At 37.1% G+C, this 18,097-nt stretch carries 12 protein-coding genes; 4 read left to right on the top strand and 8 right to left on the bottom strand.

What is annotated here, in order from left to right; translation table 11 throughout:
• Positions 1-198 precede the first annotated feature (198 nt).
• The 6 genes from D172_RS05350 to bcsR are packed head-to-tail and all read right to left on the bottom strand — an operon-like array spanning position 199 to position 10,972.
• Positions 199-4,017, bottom strand: a complete 3,819-nt coding sequence (locus D172_RS05350) for a cellulose synthase subunit BcsC-related outer membrane protein (protein ID WP_007376897.1) — start codon at positions 4,015-4,017, stop codon at positions 199-201.
• Positions 4,008-5,138 (bottom strand): cellulose synthase complex periplasmic endoglucanase BcsZ, encoded by a 1,131-nt coding sequence (gene bcsZ, locus D172_RS05355; protein WP_007376898.1) that lies wholly within the window; start codon positions 5,136-5,138, stop codon positions 4,008-4,010. Before bcsZ ends, D172_RS05350 begins: the two co-directional genes overlap by 10 nt.
• Entirely contained in the window at positions 5,138-7,384 is a 2,247-nt protein-coding gene (gene bcsB, locus D172_RS05360; protein WP_007376899.1) for a cellulose biosynthesis cyclic di-GMP-binding regulatory protein BcsB, read from the bottom strand. Before bcsB ends, bcsZ begins: the two co-directional genes overlap by 1 nt.
• Entirely contained in the window at positions 7,377-10,049 is a 2,673-nt protein-coding gene (gene bcsA, locus D172_RS05365; RefSeq protein ID WP_033023578.1) for a UDP-forming cellulose synthase catalytic subunit, read from the bottom strand. The genes bcsB and bcsA overlap by 8 nt, the downstream gene beginning before the upstream one ends.
• Positions 10,046-10,759 carry a cellulose biosynthesis protein BcsQ gene (gene bcsQ / locus D172_RS05370; protein ID WP_007376901.1) on the bottom strand — a complete coding sequence of 238 codons (714 nt, stop codon included), beginning with the start codon at positions 10,757-10,759 and terminating at the stop codon, positions 10,046-10,048. Before bcsQ ends, bcsA begins: the two co-directional genes overlap by 4 nt.
• A gap of 21 nt (positions 10,760-10,780) precedes the next feature.
• Positions 10,781-10,972: a BcsR/BcsP family cellulose biosynthesis protein gene (gene bcsR, locus D172_RS05375; RefSeq protein ID WP_007376902.1), complete on the bottom strand. Its 192-nt coding sequence runs from the start codon at positions 10,970-10,972 to the stop codon at positions 10,781-10,783.
• 112 nt (positions 10,973-11,084) lie between these two features.
• Between bcsR and bcsE the strand changes: the two genes are divergently transcribed.
• From bcsE to tyrR, 3 genes are all read left to right on the top strand, one after another.
• Positions 11,085-12,704: a cellulose biosynthesis protein BcsE gene (gene bcsE, locus D172_RS05380; protein ID WP_007376903.1), complete on the top strand. Its 1,620-nt coding sequence runs from the start codon at positions 11,085-11,087 to the stop codon at positions 12,702-12,704.
• Between the two features lie 168 nt (positions 12,705-12,872).
• Positions 12,873-14,453 (top strand): cellulose biosynthesis protein BcsG, encoded by a 1,581-nt coding sequence (bcsG, locus tag D172_RS05385; RefSeq protein WP_007376905.1) that lies wholly within the window; start codon positions 12,873-12,875, stop codon positions 14,451-14,453.
• A gap of 201 nt (positions 14,454-14,654) precedes the next feature.
• A complete protein-coding gene (gene tyrR, locus D172_RS05390; protein ID WP_007376906.1) occupies positions 14,655-16,211 on the top strand; it encodes a transcriptional regulator TyrR in 1,557 nt (518 codons plus the stop codon).
• Between the two features lie 30 nt (positions 16,212-16,241).
• Here tyrR and D172_RS05395 read toward each other — a convergent pair whose 3' ends face one another.
• Positions 16,242-16,736: a hypothetical protein gene (locus D172_RS05395; RefSeq protein ID WP_033023580.1), complete on the bottom strand. Its 495-nt coding sequence runs from the start codon at positions 16,734-16,736 to the stop codon at positions 16,242-16,244.
• A gap of 105 nt (positions 16,737-16,841) precedes the next feature.
• Between D172_RS05395 and D172_RS05400 the strand changes: the two genes are divergently transcribed.
• A complete protein-coding gene (locus tag D172_RS05400) occupies positions 16,842-17,378 on the top strand; it encodes a thioesterase family protein (protein WP_007376908.1) in 537 nt (178 codons plus the stop codon).
• A 61-nt stretch (positions 17,379-17,439) separates the two neighbouring features.
• Here the strand turns inward: D172_RS05400 and D172_RS05405 are convergent, their stop codons facing one another.
• A complete protein-coding gene (locus D172_RS05405) occupies positions 17,440-18,093 on the bottom strand; it encodes an OmpW/AlkL family protein (RefSeq protein ID WP_007376909.1) in 654 nt (217 codons plus the stop codon).
• Between the last annotated feature and the right edge of the window lie 4 nt (positions 18,094-18,097).

Consider the following 18,097-nt stretch of genomic DNA (forward strand, 5'->3'; position numbering starts at 1 on the left):
CTTTAGCTATTTTAGTATTTGTATTTACTAGAATGCTCGACCATCAGTATAGTATTTGTAGCTAAGATAATGATTTGCTATAGGGTAATAACACCACAAGGTAAGAGGCACACCCTTATCCTAGTTACAATTGGGCACAAGTATACATATACCTTAGTGCTAGGGGAAGTATTGCGCGGTGTATCACCTTATGCCGAGTTAGAACTCGGCATAAGGTACAATTGGAGTGCCAGGAAATTCAAGAGTGCCATATACAGGGTTGAAGTAGTATCGCATATACAATTGGCCAAAGTTAGGCTCGTAAAAGTCTGAACGATCTATTGCCAGGTAACCACCAAAAAACCAGTGTGGCGTTATTCTATATTCAAAGCTGCCCTCTAGGTTATAAGAGATACTTGAACTTGTGTCGCCCTCAAACGCTGGATTTGCTCCTGTTTCAAGCTGACGAATAAACGCTTCTGCTTGTAAGTCTGGATCGTTAGGGAAAAAGTCAATTGCTTGGGTTTTAGTTTGTGAATATGAAACGCCCGTTTTCAAACGATAAACAAAATCATTGCCCCAACGTGCGTCATAACTAAGCGGTACTGATAAACCAACATAATTTTGTGGACTATAGTAACCACCATGCCCCCAAGTTTCTTCACTTAAATTATATTGGTATGCCCAATGTAATAAGCTTGCTCCTACAGTGAATTCGCGTTCTTGATTGCTAATTACGCGATAATAACTGCCACCCATAATACGATATCGCTGATTGTCTTTTACATTTTGGCCCTTATATGAGGTAAAGTCAGCACTAGACCAAAATCCCCAATTACCACCTAAATCGTGTGATATATTTGCAGTAAGGCCTGTAGAACGTACGCCGCCCCATATTTTACCGGTGTTTATATCTTCAAGACCCGCATAAGAAAGTACTGAGCTGGTAACAGGACGCTTCTCTAATTCAAGGCTGTATCCAAAGTCGCCAATATCATCGGCGTAATTTACGCCCCAGACAATATCCTCAATTAAAAACCCTAAAGGGGTTGTACCTATATCTAAACGCCAGTTTTCATTCTGCCAGCCTAATCCAATATCTACGCCGCTTTCTTTTGGGCTTACTTCATCAAGAGAACACGTAAATATACATAAAGCACCTTGGCCATAACGGCTTCCCGCAAACTGCTCATCAAAACGTGTTGTTTGCGCACTAATTGTTGTCGGGTCTATTTTTACAAAGCCTTGACCTTGCCAAAGTGGGAAATAGGCTTCAATAGGCACTAAACCAGCCCCAAGGGTTGCTTCACTTTCAGTGCTTGTCTGGCCACTAAAGTTAACACCAATAGCGATGTAAGCTTGGTTTTTGTTTTGTTCATTAATAAGCTCACGCTTTGCGCCGTTTATATACCACTCATCGCTTTCATTTATTAGTGAAAGCGAGTTATAAAGCTCTTTATCAGTTAATGTGCGGTTAGGCGAGAGTGTTTGTGTGTACCAAAGTTGAGCTTGTTCTGTTTCATTGAAATTGCTGGCCACTTGGGCGCCCAAATAACGTAACTCTGTATCATTTGGCGATTTAGTAATGAGTTCTGTAGCTAAACCAAGTGCGTCACCTGAGTAGTTAAAATCATTAAGAGATGCCATAATTTGACGTTGTAAATAGCTTTCCTGTGATGAAGTTTGCGTTATAGCTTGTTGTGTTACTTCTTTGGCTTGAAAATCATCACCTTGCTCTCTGTACGCTTTAGCAATCGCTAGTAAAGCTTGTGGCTCAATAATTTGCTTATTTTGTACTTTTTGCTGATATAAGATAATCGCTGCTTGGCGTTGTTCAAGCGCTAAATTTGCGTTAATTAATGCTGTGGTTATTGCTGCGTTATTTTTATATTTTTGGTCTAGTTGATTTAGTTTCGCAATTAAATCGCTGCCGCTGTAATACTGGTTAATATAGTTGTTTTGTAACTGTACATATTGATTAACATCATTTTCAGATGCATTTTCTGAAAGAGCATAACTGGTGAACCATTGTTTAGTTTGTTGCTCATTTCCTTGTTCTAATAGCCATTCGCCATAAAGCATATGCCAATAAGCAGAAAGTGTAGGTTGTGCCGTTAATGCTTTATTTATAATTTTAACAGCGTATAGCTTTTCATTAATTCGATACCAATTACGTGCTAATTCGGCTTGCATTACGGGAGTTAAGTTTTGTGCTTCTAAGGCGCTTAAATGATAGATGGCCGTTGCTTTATTTTTAGCATCAAGATGGCGCTCGCTTTGAGTTAAAGATTCGTTAAGTTGTAGCTGTTGTTCTAGCGTAACAATATCTGCATTTCTGGCTCTAAAGGGAATATATTGCAAGGTTGCAATAGCGCCTTGGTAGTCATCAATAGATCGTAGAAAAAGCGCGTGGCTATAGCGCAGCTGAGGGTTTAAAGGGAACTGCCACAATACGTTATTAAACAACGTACGAGCTTTATCAGTAAGCCCTTTTTGTTGGTATATGAAAGCTAAGTCGTAATATAGCCAAGATTGCTCTGGTGCAATATCTATTGCCTCACGCAACACTTTTTCAGCCTGCTCTAAATCACCTGCTTGCGCTAGGGTATTTGCTTTTGCTCGATATTGGCTACTAAGCGATATTGAATAGGATTGCTTAATTTGCTCCTTTTGAGCAAATGTTAAACGGTTATAAAAAGACGTTAAAGCTTGTTCACTTTGTTCAAGTTCAGCTATTTCAAGCAAACCTAATAAGGCGCTGTTATTGAGAGGGTCATTCTTTAAAACAATTTGATAGGTTCGTGCTGCTTGAGAGTATTGCCCTTGAGAAAATTGTAACAAGCCTCTGTTATATAAAACTGCATTAGGGTTTTGCTCCAATGCATCAGCTAAGTCTAATTTTAGCTTTGCTATTTTAAATTCGTTCTTATTAATTGCATCTTTGGCTTGGCGTATATAAAGCCAAAACTTTGCTGTTTTAGCTAATCCTTTTAAGGTTTCTCTTTGTGCAAAATCGGCGGTGTGCTGTTGCGCTCGTGTAAAGTACTCATAGGATTTTTGATTGTCACCTAAGCGTAAATAAAGAATACCCAGACTTCGCATTATTGCACCGTCTTGAGGTCGCCCACTTATCGCTTTTAACAGTAACGGTTCAGCCGCTTTTAATTTGTTTTTTTCAAGGAGTTTATCGCCTCTAACCCAGAGCTGATAGGCTGGATCTGCAATTAAGGTTTGACGTGCTGTTAAATCTTTTTTGAAATCCTGATACTGTAACTCACCTTTAGTACTAAACGGGTAAAGCATAAAGTAGGTTTGAAACTCTTTATCAGTGGCACCACTAATTGGCATGTTTGCTAGCGAACCGAGCCAAATCTCTTCTACTTCATTACTAAAGCTAGAAGTTGAGCCGTATTTACTTAGAATACGAATAGCGTGCTTGTCACTTGGGTTACGTCTGAGTAAATGCCTCGCGTAAGCAATCTCAACTTGGCCTATATTAGAGTAACTTTGCAATAATGTTTCGTAACCATTTTTAACACTTTGCCATTGAGAGCTGTCTTGTGCGTACCAGCTTAAATGTTCTAGTTCATAATTGAGTGTTGGGTATACATTATTAAATATTTTATTATAAATTTGACGTGCAGGTTCGAACCGACCTGCGCGAGCTAGTAATTTAGCTTCTTGAATAGCCGATTTATCTTTGCCTTCAATTCGAGACATGACTTTGAGTTTTTCAATGCAAGGGGGTTGCTTAATAAGTCCGTTATCTAACTTGCTTAATAGTTGATTTGCTCTATCTAAATCACCGTTAACAAAGTTGTAATGCGCTTGAGCACACCGTGTTTCTATGCGGGTTGGAGCAATCGCGACCAGCTTTTTCAAGCTATCTTCAATAAGCCTTTTATTTTTTTGTGCTTCACCAATATTTATTTGGCTTAGTAACCACTCAACAGATCGCGTATCAATATCATTTACTGTTTTTGCGTTTAGCATTGGGCTCAGTATTAATACGCAGAGTAGGGCAACCTTTAGCTGCATTCAGTACTCCATTTAGGTTGTAATGTTCCATCCGCTGTAATTGCAAAACGTTTATTTAAAGTACTTGTACCAAATAAATTTAATACACTGTCGTAGTAACGAGTTTGAGTGAATGACTTATCAACCATTAATTTTTGCTGAATTGTCATCGCTAAGGAATCATCGTCTTGTATTGCAAGTAAAGGTAGTAAAGCTGCATTAAAGCCTAATGGGCCTCTTTTTTCTGATTTACCTGATTTCGAAAACGTATTTAATGGCACATAACCACGGTCATTAATTGTTTTTAAAAATGGATTAAATTGTGCTAACAATTCTTTTTTATAAGGCGCATCGTTTGCCATCATACTGGCCCATAAATAAACCCTAATAGCGTTGTAGCTTCCTACGTCACTTGTTTTTTTATCGTAATAAAAACCATTATTAGTGTCGTACATTACCCAGTCAGGGCTAACACCTTGTTTGGCCGTATCTAGAATTAACTTTGCTGAGCTTTCATGTAGTTGTTCCCAAGGAGAATGAGGATATAGTTTTTTAAATTGTTGATATATAAATAAAGGTGAGTAACTAGGGTTTAATTTATATTGTTCGTCTTTAAAGTCAAAGCCAGATGGGGCCGGTAGTAATGACAAACCAAGACCGGAAATATAGGCTGTTTCTTCTCGTATTATACGCTGAGCTAGCACGGCCGCTAATATACTATAACGACGGTCATCCCAGAGAATAGCAGCTTGTGATAAGCTATAAGCTATCCATAAATCAGAGTCAGAGGCAGGGTTTGAATCTAAAATTGCTCCTGCATTTTTTTCATTTATACCCCATTGCCATGCTGGTAAACGCGTACTTAAATCACCTTCGGATAAATGATTTTCGGTCCAATCAAGTACTAAATCAAACATTGCTTTATCGTTTGCTATTACAGCAAAAAATAACGCGTAAGACTGACCTTCAGATGTTGTAATACTCTGCTTACTACCTAAATCAATAACACGACCATCTGGGCTTATAAAGTGGCTTTTAAATACTTGCCATGCTTGCCACGGTTGACACTGTTCTATCTGTGCTTTCGTATTAAAAGCAAATAATGCCACAGCAATGCAGATTACCTTTATAAGTGACTTCATTATTTATCTCCTTCAGCTAAACGCTTGTATGTAAGTGCTTGTAATAATCGCCATAGAATAAATGAGATCATCAGTAGCGTTAAAATAGATAATAACGCTAATATAAATGGGTGATCTGATAGGTGAAACCAAATTAAGGTATGAACAGGGATCTGACCAACAAAATACTGTTTATCTGTTTTAATTGTTTCGATCCCTTGTGTTGTAATTATTGTTGCACTGCCCTTAATTTGTTCTCGACTTTGCGAGTTCATCAGTGCGTTATCTAATAGGCCAAACGCTTCATTTGTTGTTGCCGTTAACGATACTATAGAACGTTGCGAGCTAAAGGGGGACTGATAGCCTGTAATCACCGCCATATTGCCGCTACTCTTTACGTTTATTTGTATTTTTTCAGCTTTATTATCGTCATAAGCACCGTTATAAATAGCGAGTTTAATTGCACGTTGATTGTTGTTAAGCAAAATGTTTTTTGGTTCATCTTCTTTTAGCTTGTCACTGCGCGTACTTGGTTTGGTTATAAACAGTATGTCTTTATCGTTGTAGTTTATATCATCACTTAAATATTTTACTGTTAAACGGTGACCAGGGTAGCCTGTTATAGCGCCAAAATGACCGGTTAAATTAAAGAGCATTGAAAGTGCTTTAGGTGTTGGGTTTTCATTCAAAATAACTAATGTTTGTTGTAAATCGGCGTATTTTGTAAACGGGAATCCACTATTAGCAAATACATTTAAATCTGGTAGTGCGATATAGTGATTAAAATTACTTACATCAATATGAGAGTTACCGTCTATAACACCATATTCGCCGCCAAGAGGAGCTCCAGTACATGTTGCATTTTTTAGTACGTCAAATCGAAAATCAAAATTAAGCTCATTACGTTTAGCCAAGCTAATACCATTAAGCGAAAAGTTTTCAGTACTTTGAGTTGAATCTGTATTAGCAATTAACGGTAACAGTGTTTTTGTTGTACTTACAGTAGAGTCATTTTTTTCTAATAAAAAGCCACTAATAAACTCTTGGTTTATCAGCATATTCAGCCTAGAACTTAGTGTGTCATCTTCTGGCGTATTACGATATTGCAACGTTATCGGGATCCCTTTTTCACGCCACGTAAATAAATCAGGTGCAAAGCGAATATTCAACTTAACAGGACCGCTATTGAGCCCTGTAGTTTGTAACTGAGTTGGGTAGTCAATTAACTCATCAAAATGTACAGGGCGATCGCTTCTCAGCCATCGAGGTGCATCGTAAGCTTTGCGAAGTGGAATCTTATTCATGCCTTCAATACTTACACTTCGGCCAGTCATTACTTTATGGCCAAACACTAAACCGTTTACTGCGGTTTTTAAATCTTTTTCATCACGTCCTAATATAAGGAGTATTTTTTTATAACGGTGTATTGGATTGGAAATAATCTCGATTGTTGGTTTTTCTACATCAGGGTAGTCGGCTAAAAAAGCAGGTTTAGATGCGTTTGTAATAAATACAACACTGTGTTGATTAGGTGATTGATTAAGTACAACAGGGAAGTTAGCGCCACGCCAATCAGCTTGAGCACCAAACCAGCTCGAAAGTGTTGCAGCGGCTTCTATTGCTTCTTTATTTGGTGTGCCGGAAAAAATAAACGGAAGAGTTAGTTTACTGTAATCTTTGCTATCAAAAAATGGTTCAGGTAAATACTCAATTTTACTATCAATAGCCAGTGAAGTTTGGTCGAGAGTTATATTACTTGATTTGTTTATTTCTACCCAAATAGCACGGCTAAAATAGTCTTGACATGACGTACTATAATAACCAACAAGCTCAAAGCGAATTTGATTGAAGTCTTGAATGTATTTTGCGTTGAGCGCTATATTATGTTCAGCGGTATTTTTAATAATATTTGAAGGTTCATTTATAGGTAAAACTGTCACCAAATTTTCATTAAAATACACTTTTAAATGCGATACGTTGGCAATTAATGAAGGGGAGTTTGTGTATGAGAAATTCAACATCAAATTTTTACTCAACTTATCAATGCGATTAGTGAAGTCGACATTTGAATCGTTATTTATAGCGTTTAGCTTATAATTATTAAAACCGAGAGCTTCAAAATCAAGACGTAAGCTAGTAACTTGAGCACTCTCAGGGTAGCCATTGTTGAATATGGTCTTATCACTCATGGGCTCAATAGCATTAGCTTGCCAAGCAATGTTCATGAGTAAAAATATAACGAGTGTACTAAGTAGCTTATTAATCATAATTATTTTGCACTATAGGTTTTTTTGGAATGAATGAGTTTATATACATAACTAAACGAGTTAACAGTTTAATAGTCGGTTGTAATGGCCTAGGCGCATGAAATAGTAAATTACTAAAGCCTCTTAAACTAGTCTTTTGTACTTCTTTGAAGCTGTATGACGGGCGATCATGCCTAAAGTTATTTTGCCAATCAAGCCAAGCATCTGCTCTAGAAAAAGTACACTGTATAAATGCACGTTGTTTTTCGAGCGACAAATCTTTAAGTGTCAGACCTATCTGTTTATTACGGGTATTACACACATGAGTTGTAAACGAAAATTGTTTGTCTCCTCGACTCATTAACAACTCAATTTTATCGTTTACTCTACATAGGTGGGCATGCTCTGTCTCAATACCGACACCATTATCTGAGTAATCAGTGATTCTAACTTTTAATGTGTGCCCATTCGCTAAGCGAATACCCGCTGGAAAGTTGGCTTTTATTCGGTGTGAGTGCCTTACTTGACGCGCTTCTGCTGCAACAGCAACAGCGGCTCCTAGAATAATCATGTTGTAGAGCGCCCAGCCCATACTAATCACTAACACACCTATTTGAGAAGGGTCACCAAAGATCAAACGCAGTACCCCAAACACGATGCCCAGAAGGTTAATTGCTAATAGTATGAGATAGGGTTTCGAAATTCCCCAGTCGTAATGCTCTTCATCATTTAGCCCACCTTTTTCTGTTACATTAAACTTACCTTTATTAGGATTAAATAAGGCAACAGTGGTTGGTTTCAATATGTACCAAGCCAACACCGACTCATACACTTCGCCCCAAAATGAGTACCTGTATTTACCTTGAATACGTGAATTAGTCGCTTTAATTTGAATAAGTGTAGGTACTACATAAATAAAAATAGCTAAAAAAGGCGCATAGATAATATAGGCATTAAAGTAGATCAGTGCTAAAGGGGCTGTTAAAAATACAATACGAGGTATTCCCGATAAAAAATGTAACATTGCGTTTATATAGCACAAGCGTTGAGGAATACTTAACCCTTTGCCTATTAAAGGGTTATCAAGTCTGAAAATTTGCGCCATACCGCGTGCCCAACGAATTCGTTGCCCAATATGCGCCGATAAACTATCCGTAGCGAGTCCTGCGGCTTGTGGAATGTTGATATAAGCTGTTTTATAGCCTGCGCGTTGCATGCGCAGTGCTGTGTGAGCATCTTCGGTTACAGTTTCAAATGCAAAACCACCAATATTATCCAGCGCTTCTCGTTTTAATACCGCACAAGAACCACAAAAGAAAGTCGCATCCCACATGTCGTTACCGTCTTGAATAAGCCCGTAAAATAACATGTTTTCATTTGGGATTTGGCTGTGATTGTTAAGGTTTCTTTCAAATGGATCAGCAGAGAAAAAATGATGTGGTGTTTGCACTAAACAGACTTTACTGTCTTTTAAAAATTGGCCCATGGTTGTTTGCAAAAAAGAACGCGCAGGAACATGGTCACAGTCAAATATAGCAATGTACTCACCGTGGGTATAGCGCATAGCGCTGTTCATATTGCCAGCTTTGGCATGATTGTTATCCGGACGCGTTAAATACCCTACGCCAACTTCTTTTGCAAAATCAGCAAATTCAGGACGTTTACCATCATCGAGAATATACACATTTAACTTGTCCTCAGGCCAATCGATACTTAGCGCTGCTAATGTAGTTGGTTTTACAACACTCAATGGTTCATTGTAAGTTGGGATATACACATCAACCGTAGGCCATAATTCAGTGTTTCTAGGTAATGGTATGGGCTTGCGTTCGAGTGGGTTAATAGTTTGGAAAAAACCAAGTATTAAAACAAGCCAAGCATATGTTTCAGCAAGTAGTAGTCCAGCTCCTAAGGCTAAAGCAAGAGGATCATCCCAATTTAGCGTTTCAGTGTAACGCCACCACAAGTAACGTGAGGACGTTGTTACCGATAAAGTGATCATTACAATCGTTGCCATCTGGCCTTTTATTCGCTTAAGTGAATAGGCGACTAATAAAATGAAGCTTATAAAAATGGCTTGCGCTTCTAGACTAAAAGGAATAGTGATAAAAATCGTTAATAAAAACAATATGAATGCAATCACAATGTATTTTACATATTTATTTTGCCAAACACGCGCATCGGCAATAGAGTAAAAAGCACTTTGTTTAGGGTTTTTTTTGCTTTTTGACAGTATACGCCTTAGTAACTTACCTAATTTTAAATCAAACCACCTAAACTGCCTAAAGAGACGATTCACTGAGTCATAGAAATGGTGTGATATTTTTTCTTTCGTCGCCCTTTTTTTTGTCGTTTTTTTAACGAACGTCAAAAAAACGCTTTGTAAAATAAAGCGTATTGAATTTGAATAAGGATGGTTTCTATACGGTTGTCTTAAATGCGGATAATTCACGCTTATCGATTCACGAATATTACGCTTATGAACGCTAATTTTTACAAATAGAGAACTTACTATAATCAGAAATGGCATCAGCAATGCTTCAATCGCATTCATTCTGTGTTGATTGAAGTAGCCGTGAAACTTAAACAGAATCAAACGGACTAATTTTTCGCTAAACAATAAACTCAGCACCAGTCGAAAGGTGTTTTGAAAAGGGTGTTTATGAAGTGCCTTAAATGAGATCATAATGCTGTTTTACTTACCAACCAGCCAGCCAGCGTTTCGAAATCGTCGTTAGCAATGCTATAAGGTGCACAGTTTAGTGCCACATTACGATAAGCCGTTGACTCTTTAATCACTTCGTCACTATTTATAAAAAAAGGTGCCATAAGTGGGAGTGTTGACTGCCAAAGTGAGAATAAATCGAATTCTAATTCAGAGGATGAATTGTATCGGTTAACTAAAAAAAAGTGATGCCACGAATTTTCAGTCTTTTTTAGTTTTTGCAAACGTCTATAAATAAGACTGTGGCATACCGCATCGCAATTGACTAACTCAATGACAATATCGTCTTTATGTAAGGTGTAGTTACTGATATCTATATGACTTGGACAATCGAAGAGTACCCAAGCGTTTTGAATGTTGTCCAGTTTATTGCAATTATCAATCAGTTCGTTTAATGCGGTATTAGAAGGTGTTTTTTCGCCATGGGGTAAAAAAATGATGCCGTCACTATCTTGGTAAAAACATGTCAGGATATCGTTGAAATTTTCAGCGTCGCTCCAGCCTTGTGTATTTTTCCAAGGCAAACCAAAATGCAGCCCTAAATCACTTTTTGGGTCTAAATCAACCGCAATTACGTGTACATCGGATTTTTTCAGCACGCAGGCAAGATTAGCCACAATTGCGGTACAACCTGTACCACCTTTTATACCTTTTAAAAAAATTCTTTGCACGTGATGGGGTTACCTATAGTTTCAACGGCTAGTAATAGACGCAAGTTCGTTATCAATTTCTTTTAATAACGCATATTTATTTATAGTTTGCATGTTTTTTTGCGTATTCACTATTTCAATGTAATCTTCACTTTTACCGCCAAAGCGATGAGCTAAGTTTGCTATATCGTTAGATGTGAGTGTTTGAGGATTTTTTGAAATTAAGTTTTGCATTACTACCTGTATCAGTATGTTTTATTTTATAATATATGGACATTATTTGACTATTATATATAGAATAGCGGCTAAAACTAGTAAAAAAGTATTTTTTTGAAAGGTGTTTTGTGTGCATAAGTTTAACATTTTGGGATTAGACCCCGCAGCTGAAGAAATAAAACCTGCTGCAATTTATGCTGTTTTAGCGCCTTTAGACAATTTTTCTATTGAGTTTATATTGCATTCAATAAGCCCCAATGATGTGAAAGAAAATATTTTTATAGTCTCTTCTCAGATAGAGTCATTCTTTGAATCTTCTTGTTCGAATTTACTACTTGATGCGAGTGAGCAAGGCCGAGTACATTCTTTTTCATTTACAAAAGAAATTAGTGAGTGGAATGCAAAACGCATAAATAAAGGGATTATTAAAGAGTTAAGTGCGTATGAAAATATAAAAAATGCTCTAATCGTTGTTCATTTTAGTACTCAGCAATTACGTGATACCACTGAACAGCAATTTGAAACGCTTATTGAGCAATATAAATCATTTTTAATTGATACAAATACTAGTCTTCTATTTTTAATCTCAGGTCCTGAAGTTGCTAATTATCGATTTTTAGTAAGGCGCTTAAATCAACTCTTTAGCGGCGTTGTGTTTGTCGATAATGATTCGGCTGCACGAGTACTTGAGTACGACTATTGGAGACACAGCACAGGGATATTATCAAATACTCACTATCAGTTAATTTTGCAAAATGATCGGTTAGTTGTAGAAGAAGGGAAAATAGAAACCCAAACACTTAGCAATAAACATTTTAATGATGAAGATGTTGTGTGGTTAGTACAAAACTCAGTACCAGATGGCACAAAGCTGCCTGCAAATTATCATGTTGTAAAAAGTAACAGCGATTTATTTGAAAAAGGTCCTCAGCTAGAAGCCGCAACATTAGTATTTTCGGTTACACGCTATACCGACTTATCTGAGTTGGGTAAACAATGTTTTGAATTGAGAAAAAATTGTGGTCGTTGGTTAAAACTCGTGATTCAAAATGTAGATGGGATTATCAGGCACCAAGACGAGTGCTTATTTTTAACGCTGGGTGTTAATCTTATTTTGTATAGCTTTTCCGAACCTTCTCGGTTGTTATCGCAAATTCAGTCGATCCAAGGCTTTCAATTTTCTCGACCATTGCCTCCATCTGTTGAGCATGTATTACGATATACTGAAAACACGTTTTCAAAAGGTTACTTACCATTTATTGATTTTACTCGCCAAGTTGAAGTGCACAGTGACTCGGCGGTTAATTTAGGGGTCAGCGGGGTACTGGTTGTACTTGAGTTATTACCAAGAATAGATCCTATTCACCCACTTCATCTATTTCACATAAAACGTGAAGGTGATGTATTTAGTGTTGCTGAAAACAAAGTTTACTTGTATCTACATGCTTGTAGAGAAAATGATGTAATGAATGCGATTAAACATTTATTCAAATTAGAAACCAGTGATTTTTTTGCTCAACAGAGCATTATTTCGGACCACTTCTATATTCAGCAAGAATGTAAACAATTACGCCGATATTATAGAGATAAAGATGTGAGTGATTTTACAAATCAACTAAAAGAAAATGACAGTTACAAGTTCGATCCTGCTTTAGCAAAAAATCCCAGTATTGATATTGCTACGCCTGAATTTTTCACTCAGGAACGCCCTGATGCAAAAGCTTTTACAATGAAAGTTAAAGAGCTGTGATATGAGTATTAATCAACTTTTAATTACAGCATTAATCTCGGGGTTATTTGGTGTTTTATTGTGCCTAATTGGCTCTTACATAGTATCTAAATTAAAAAAGTATTATTACAAAATGACATTTAAGCACGAAGTGCTAGAACCCTATACACCTAAAAATAAGGAACGTAAGTGAAATTGTCTGGTCTAGGGGTTTGGAATCTCTATTTTTTAGTTAAATTTGCCCTGTATTATTACGGCGTAATCGATTTTAGTTTTTTGAGCAATGCTGCGTTGGCCGCTTTGTTAGTAATACAATTTAAAAATGCGCGAGTTGAGAAGGTTAAACACATTATCGCACTGATTATAGCTGTGATTTTACTGTATAAAGATTCGTGGTTACCTCCCATTAATCGTTTAATTAAACAGGCTGGTAACGTTCAAGATTTTAGCTTTGATTATTTTATCGAACTAGTTGGGCGGGTAGTTAATGTCGATATGCTACTTGGCTTATTCATTATTGTTGTTTTATTTTGGTACAGCTCTCAATGGATTCGGTTTACTACAGTGACTATTATTGGCTTGGCGTTTATTGGCTGGCAAGGTCAAAGTAACTCATTAGATATTAATGAAAGCCCTACAGTGGTTAATAACAGTAGTATTGCAACTCAAAGTAAGGCGCCTGTTGTAACAACCCAATACCAATCGCCCGACCAAAAGCTTAGTGATTTTTATCAACAACAAAGCTTATTAACAAGTCACTTTCCAAAGGAATACAATGGCGAGTTGTTTGACGTTATTATTTTAAATATTTGTTCTATGGCAGTTGCTGACTTAAATTTTTTAGGTATTAGCGTTACAGACATGTATAAAGATTTTGATGTGGTGTTTCCTGATTTCAACTCAGCCACATCATATAGTGGTCCAGCAGCCATTCGATTATTAAGAGCAAGCTGTGGACAAACAAACCAAGCGTCTTTGTTCAAGGATGCGCCAGAACAGTGTTATTTATTTAAGAACTTAGAAAAACTAGGCTATCAAAACAACGTAGTGATGAATCACGATGGGCATTTTGATGAATTTAAAGGCCTAATAAATAGATATGGTGGCTTAGACAGCAAGCCATTTAATATTGATTCTATGCCTATTGCTCAGTATGGGTTTGATAATAGCCCTATTTATTCAGATGGTGCGGTTCTAAACGGCTGGCTTGACCAACAAGCTAAAGACTGTAAGCCTTGTGCAATGTACTACAATACCACGAGTTTACACGATGGTAATCAACTTGCTAATAGAGCCCGCATGAATAGCCAGCAAAGTTATCCTCTTAGGCATGCAAACTTATTTTCTGATATTAATGGCTTTATTAAAAACCTAGAAAAACGTGGTAGAAATGTAATGCTGATGGTAGTACCTGAGCATGGTGCTGCACTAAAAGGAGACAAAGTACAATTTGCTGGTTTGCGAGAAATACCAAGCCCAGCTATTGTATCAGTTCCAGTTGCAATTAAATTTATTGGCCCTGATGTGCAAAACTATTCCCAAATTGTAATTGATGATTCAATCAGTTATTTTTCATTGTCAGAATTAGTGAGTAAAACATTGAAAACTAATGTTTTTGGTGGGAAAAATAGTATAGCAAATTTGTTAGATAATTTACCGAAAGCTCCAAAAGTTGCTGAAAATGCAGATACTATAATGATGTATGTTAATCAACGACCATACATACAATTAGATGGCGGTGATTGGTCTGAATACCCACAAGGTGATTAATTTTTATTAAGAACTGCAATAGCAGTAGTGGCATATTTCATGGAGTAAATATGTTATTGCTGTTATTGCGTGAATAAATCCATGTATCTACTCATTTATTATAAACACTAGTATTGTCCAAAAATGTTTACAATAAACTACCTTCTCATAGCCACTTAGCGTATTATTCAATTAATATAGTTTTCCTTCCTTAGAGGATGTATGCGTTTAGATATTCATTGTGCTGACAGAATCGGTATCGCCCAAGAAATTCTCAATATTTTAGTTAATTACAGTGTTGATCTAAAAGGAATAGAGGTTGATTCAGTTAATTGTCGTATGTATGTAAGTTTCCCTGAAATTGAGTTTGAACAGTTCCAGAAAATAATGCCATCAATTCGTTTAATTGATGGTGTTCATGATGTACGTACAACCGCTTTTTTACCCTCTGAGCGTGAGCATAATGAGCTAAACACATTGCTTCGAGCATTGCCCGATGGTGTTATTTCTATTGATGCCAAGGGTTGGGTACGCTTATGTAACGATGCGGCTTGTAAAGACTTACAATTGAGCGAAAAAGAGGTTATTGGTGCAAATATCAATAATTTGTTGAAAGGCTTTAATTTTACTCGCTGGTTAGAAAGTAAAGAAGTATTAGGGCAAACCACCAGAGTGGAAGTCGCTGGTGAAGACTTTATAGCCGATATTTTACCTATTGCTGTGCCGCAAGGTGGTGAAGGTGATGTACTTGCCGGTGCTGTTATTAATATAAAATCACAAAGCCGATTAGGTCAACAAGTTAGTGCATTTAGACGTTACGGACAAGAAAGCTTTGCAACTATTCATAACTTTAGTACTGCTATGCGTCGTGTTGTTCGCGAAGCGCGTAAAATGTCTCAGTTAGAAGCACCAATACTAATTACGGGTGAAACAGGAACCGGTAAAGAGCTATTAGCACGGGCGTGTCATTACGCATCTAATCGCTCAGTGAAGCCTTTTATTGCTTTATCGTGTGCATCGTTACCAGACGATGTTGCTGAATCTGAGTTATTTGGCTACGCAGGCTATGAAGAAAATGCAGCACCTAAACGCGGCGTACTTGAGCAAGCCGATGGTGGGACTGTGTTTTTAGATGAAGTGGGCGAAATGTCGACTCAACTGCAAACTAAGTTATTGCGCTTCTTACAAGATGGCACATTTAGGAAAGTGGGTGATGAGAACGAAGTTAAAGTTAATGTTCGTATAGTCGCAGCTACTCAAAAAGACTTACCTGCTATGGTGCAAGAGGGCGTGTTCAGAGAGGATTTATACTATCGAATCAACGTATTAACATTAGATATTGCACCACTTAGAGATCGCAAAGCCGATGTTGGGCCACTCGCAGAGCATTTTATTCAAAAATATGCACAGCAAAATGGTCACGCAGTGCCACTGTTATCTCAAGAATGCTTAAGCTTTTTACAACAGTATCCTTGGCCTGGAAATGTACGCCAATTAGAAAATGCAATTTATCGTGCGGTATCTTTATTAGATGATAGTGAGTTACGAGTAGAGCATTTACAGTTACCTACGTTTACGCATGACTTAGGGTATTTAGAATCTGATTTTGAAGGTTCACTGGATCAAGCGGTAAAACGTTTTGAAGCAACATTATTACGCAAACTTTATCCAGCTTATCCAAGCTCACGACAGCTCGCTAAACGTTTAGGTCTTAGCCATACAGCAGTTGCAAATAAACTACGAGATTACGGTATTAACCGTAAAACAGTTAAAGTTTAAAATACGGCAATATTTAAAATAGGGCGCTAATTAATTTTTAGTGCCCATATTTTTTTTGACACCATCAATGGCAATCGTCTTTATACCATCTTCATCAAATTTCATAACAATACTGGCATTATTACGAGCAAAAAAGTAACTTCGGCCATCTAACTCAATAACATAATTCCCTTTCACTTGAACACTAAACTGTTGTTTTTTTAGAGTGATGGTGTGCTTGCCTATTGTCCAATCAAACGCTTCTATAAATCCATTATTAAATTCTTGAACCCATACTTGGCTGCCGTCTTTTGCAAGCGTGATGGCGACTGAGTAGGAACTAGGAATTTGATCCATTTCATAACTCTTTGAGCCAATAGTAAACTTCTTAAATTTTTGTTGCCAAGCAAAACCAAATTCAAACGATTTTTCTACCCCTGTAGAGTAAGTAATAGAGCCATTACCGGGGAAATTAAAATCGGCTAACGCGTGGTGGCTCACTGTTAAGAATATACTAGCAATAAGGATGTTTAATTTTGAATTCATAAGTAAATTTTTAGTTGTATTTATAACTTCAGATTAAAGCAGAATATTCGTCTTAGCAAGTGCCTGTGTTACACTCAGGTAAATTGAACTGGTAAGACCTTTGCTGTGAACTTATATATTCGACTTCTTTTATTATTTTTTAAAATTAAGCGTAATCATCAATATCAAGACTTACTTGATACAGTAGATATTGATTACAAAGCACTACCAACTGATTGCGATATAAATCTGCATTTAACAAACTCACGTTATTTAGCCATGATGGATTTGTCACGTACATGGATGACGGAACGAGTGGGTTTGCTTAAGCAAATTTTGAAACGCCGTTGGTTTCCTATTGTTAATGCTACCGCCATCACGTATATCCGTGATATTAAACCAATGCAACGCTACACTATTAGTACAAAACTAGTTGGTTGGGATCATAAGTATTTTTATATAGAACAAAAATTTCATTCAGCACGAGGCTTACATGCTATTGCTTATGTACGCGGTGTGTTTAAAAGTAAAAAAGGCATTGTAAGTATCGAAGAAATGCTTGAAGTCGCTAGTTTTAAAGGTAAAACACCGATACTACCGAGTGAAGTTATGCATTGGAAAGAAATGCTTGAACAGAAAAAAGCAAATAACTTACCCAAATGATTAGTTAATTAAAATAAAAAAGGCCTTTCGGCCTTTTGCACACACATGCATTAAAGCATTTTTAAAAATTATACCTAACCCCAAACATGGCGACTACTGGGTCCAGTTCAACGGTTGAAGTGAGAGCTTTTGCGCCATTAGCATACACTGTGGCATCAGTATCAATATCCATAATTGATACCATTGCATGTAAACCCCATTTTTCATCAATTTTATAATTAGCACCTACTTGTGCTACAAATCCAAATGAGTCGTCTAACTTTACTTCTACATCATTTGTACCAAGCGTTGTTTTAAGCGCTTGCGACGGTTGCTCATCAAAGAATGTTGTATAATTAACTCCAATACCCACAAATGGTCTTAATGCATAACTTGTATCTAAAAAGTGATACTGAGCAATAAGTGAAGGGGGGAGTTGTTTTATATTCGCGATTTTATTACCCGCTAGCCCACCAGTACCATTAACATCATGCGAAAATGGCGTTGCTGCAATAAGCTCTAGCACCCATTGGTCGTTAAATGCGTAGTCAAGCGTAATACCTAGTTGCGTATCAGAATCACCTTTTAGACCTAAAGTCGGTGCTTCGTTAATTTTTGAGCTGCTGTTATCAGGGTTAATGTTAATAGCACCCACATTTACGCTAAAATTGGCGTGTGCAGCAGGAGAAAGTGCTAATAAAGAAGTCAGTAATGCAATACTAATAGTGGTTTTCATGTTG

Source organism: Pseudoalteromonas sp. Bsw20308 (assembly GCF_000310105.2).
Lineage (GTDB): Bacteria > Pseudomonadota > Gammaproteobacteria > Enterobacterales > Alteromonadaceae > Pseudoalteromonas > Pseudoalteromonas fuliginea.

Excerpts from the sequence above, each read along its gene's own strand:
- bcsZ (WP_007376898.1), bottom strand. The coding sequence starts at position 5,138 with ATGAAGTCACTTATAAAGGTAATCTGCATTGCTGTGGCATTATTTGCT.
- bcsR (WP_007376902.1), bottom strand. The coding sequence starts at position 10,972 with ATGCAAAACTTAATTTCAAAAAATCCTCAAACACTCACATCTAACGAT.
- tyrR (WP_007376906.1), top strand. The coding sequence starts at position 14,655 with ATGCGTTTAGATATTCATTGTGCTGACAGAATCGGTATCGCCCAAGAA.
- D172_RS05350 (WP_007376897.1), bottom strand. The coding sequence starts at position 4,017 with ATGCAGCTAAAGGTTGCCCTACTCTGCGTATTAATACTGAGCCCAATG.
- bcsA (WP_033023578.1), bottom strand. The coding sequence starts at position 10,049 with ATGATCTCATTTAAGGCACTTCATAAACACCCTTTTCAAAACACCTTT.
- D172_RS05405 (WP_007376909.1), bottom strand. The coding sequence starts at position 18,093 with ATGAAAACCACTATTAGTATTGCATTACTGACTTCTTTATTAGCACTT.
- D172_RS05395 (WP_033023580.1), bottom strand. The coding sequence starts at position 16,736 with ATGAATTCAAAATTAAACATCCTTATTGCTAGTATATTCTTAACAGTG.
- bcsB (WP_007376899.1), bottom strand. The coding sequence starts at position 7,384 with ATGATTAATAAGCTACTTAGTACACTCGTTATATTTTTACTCATGAAC.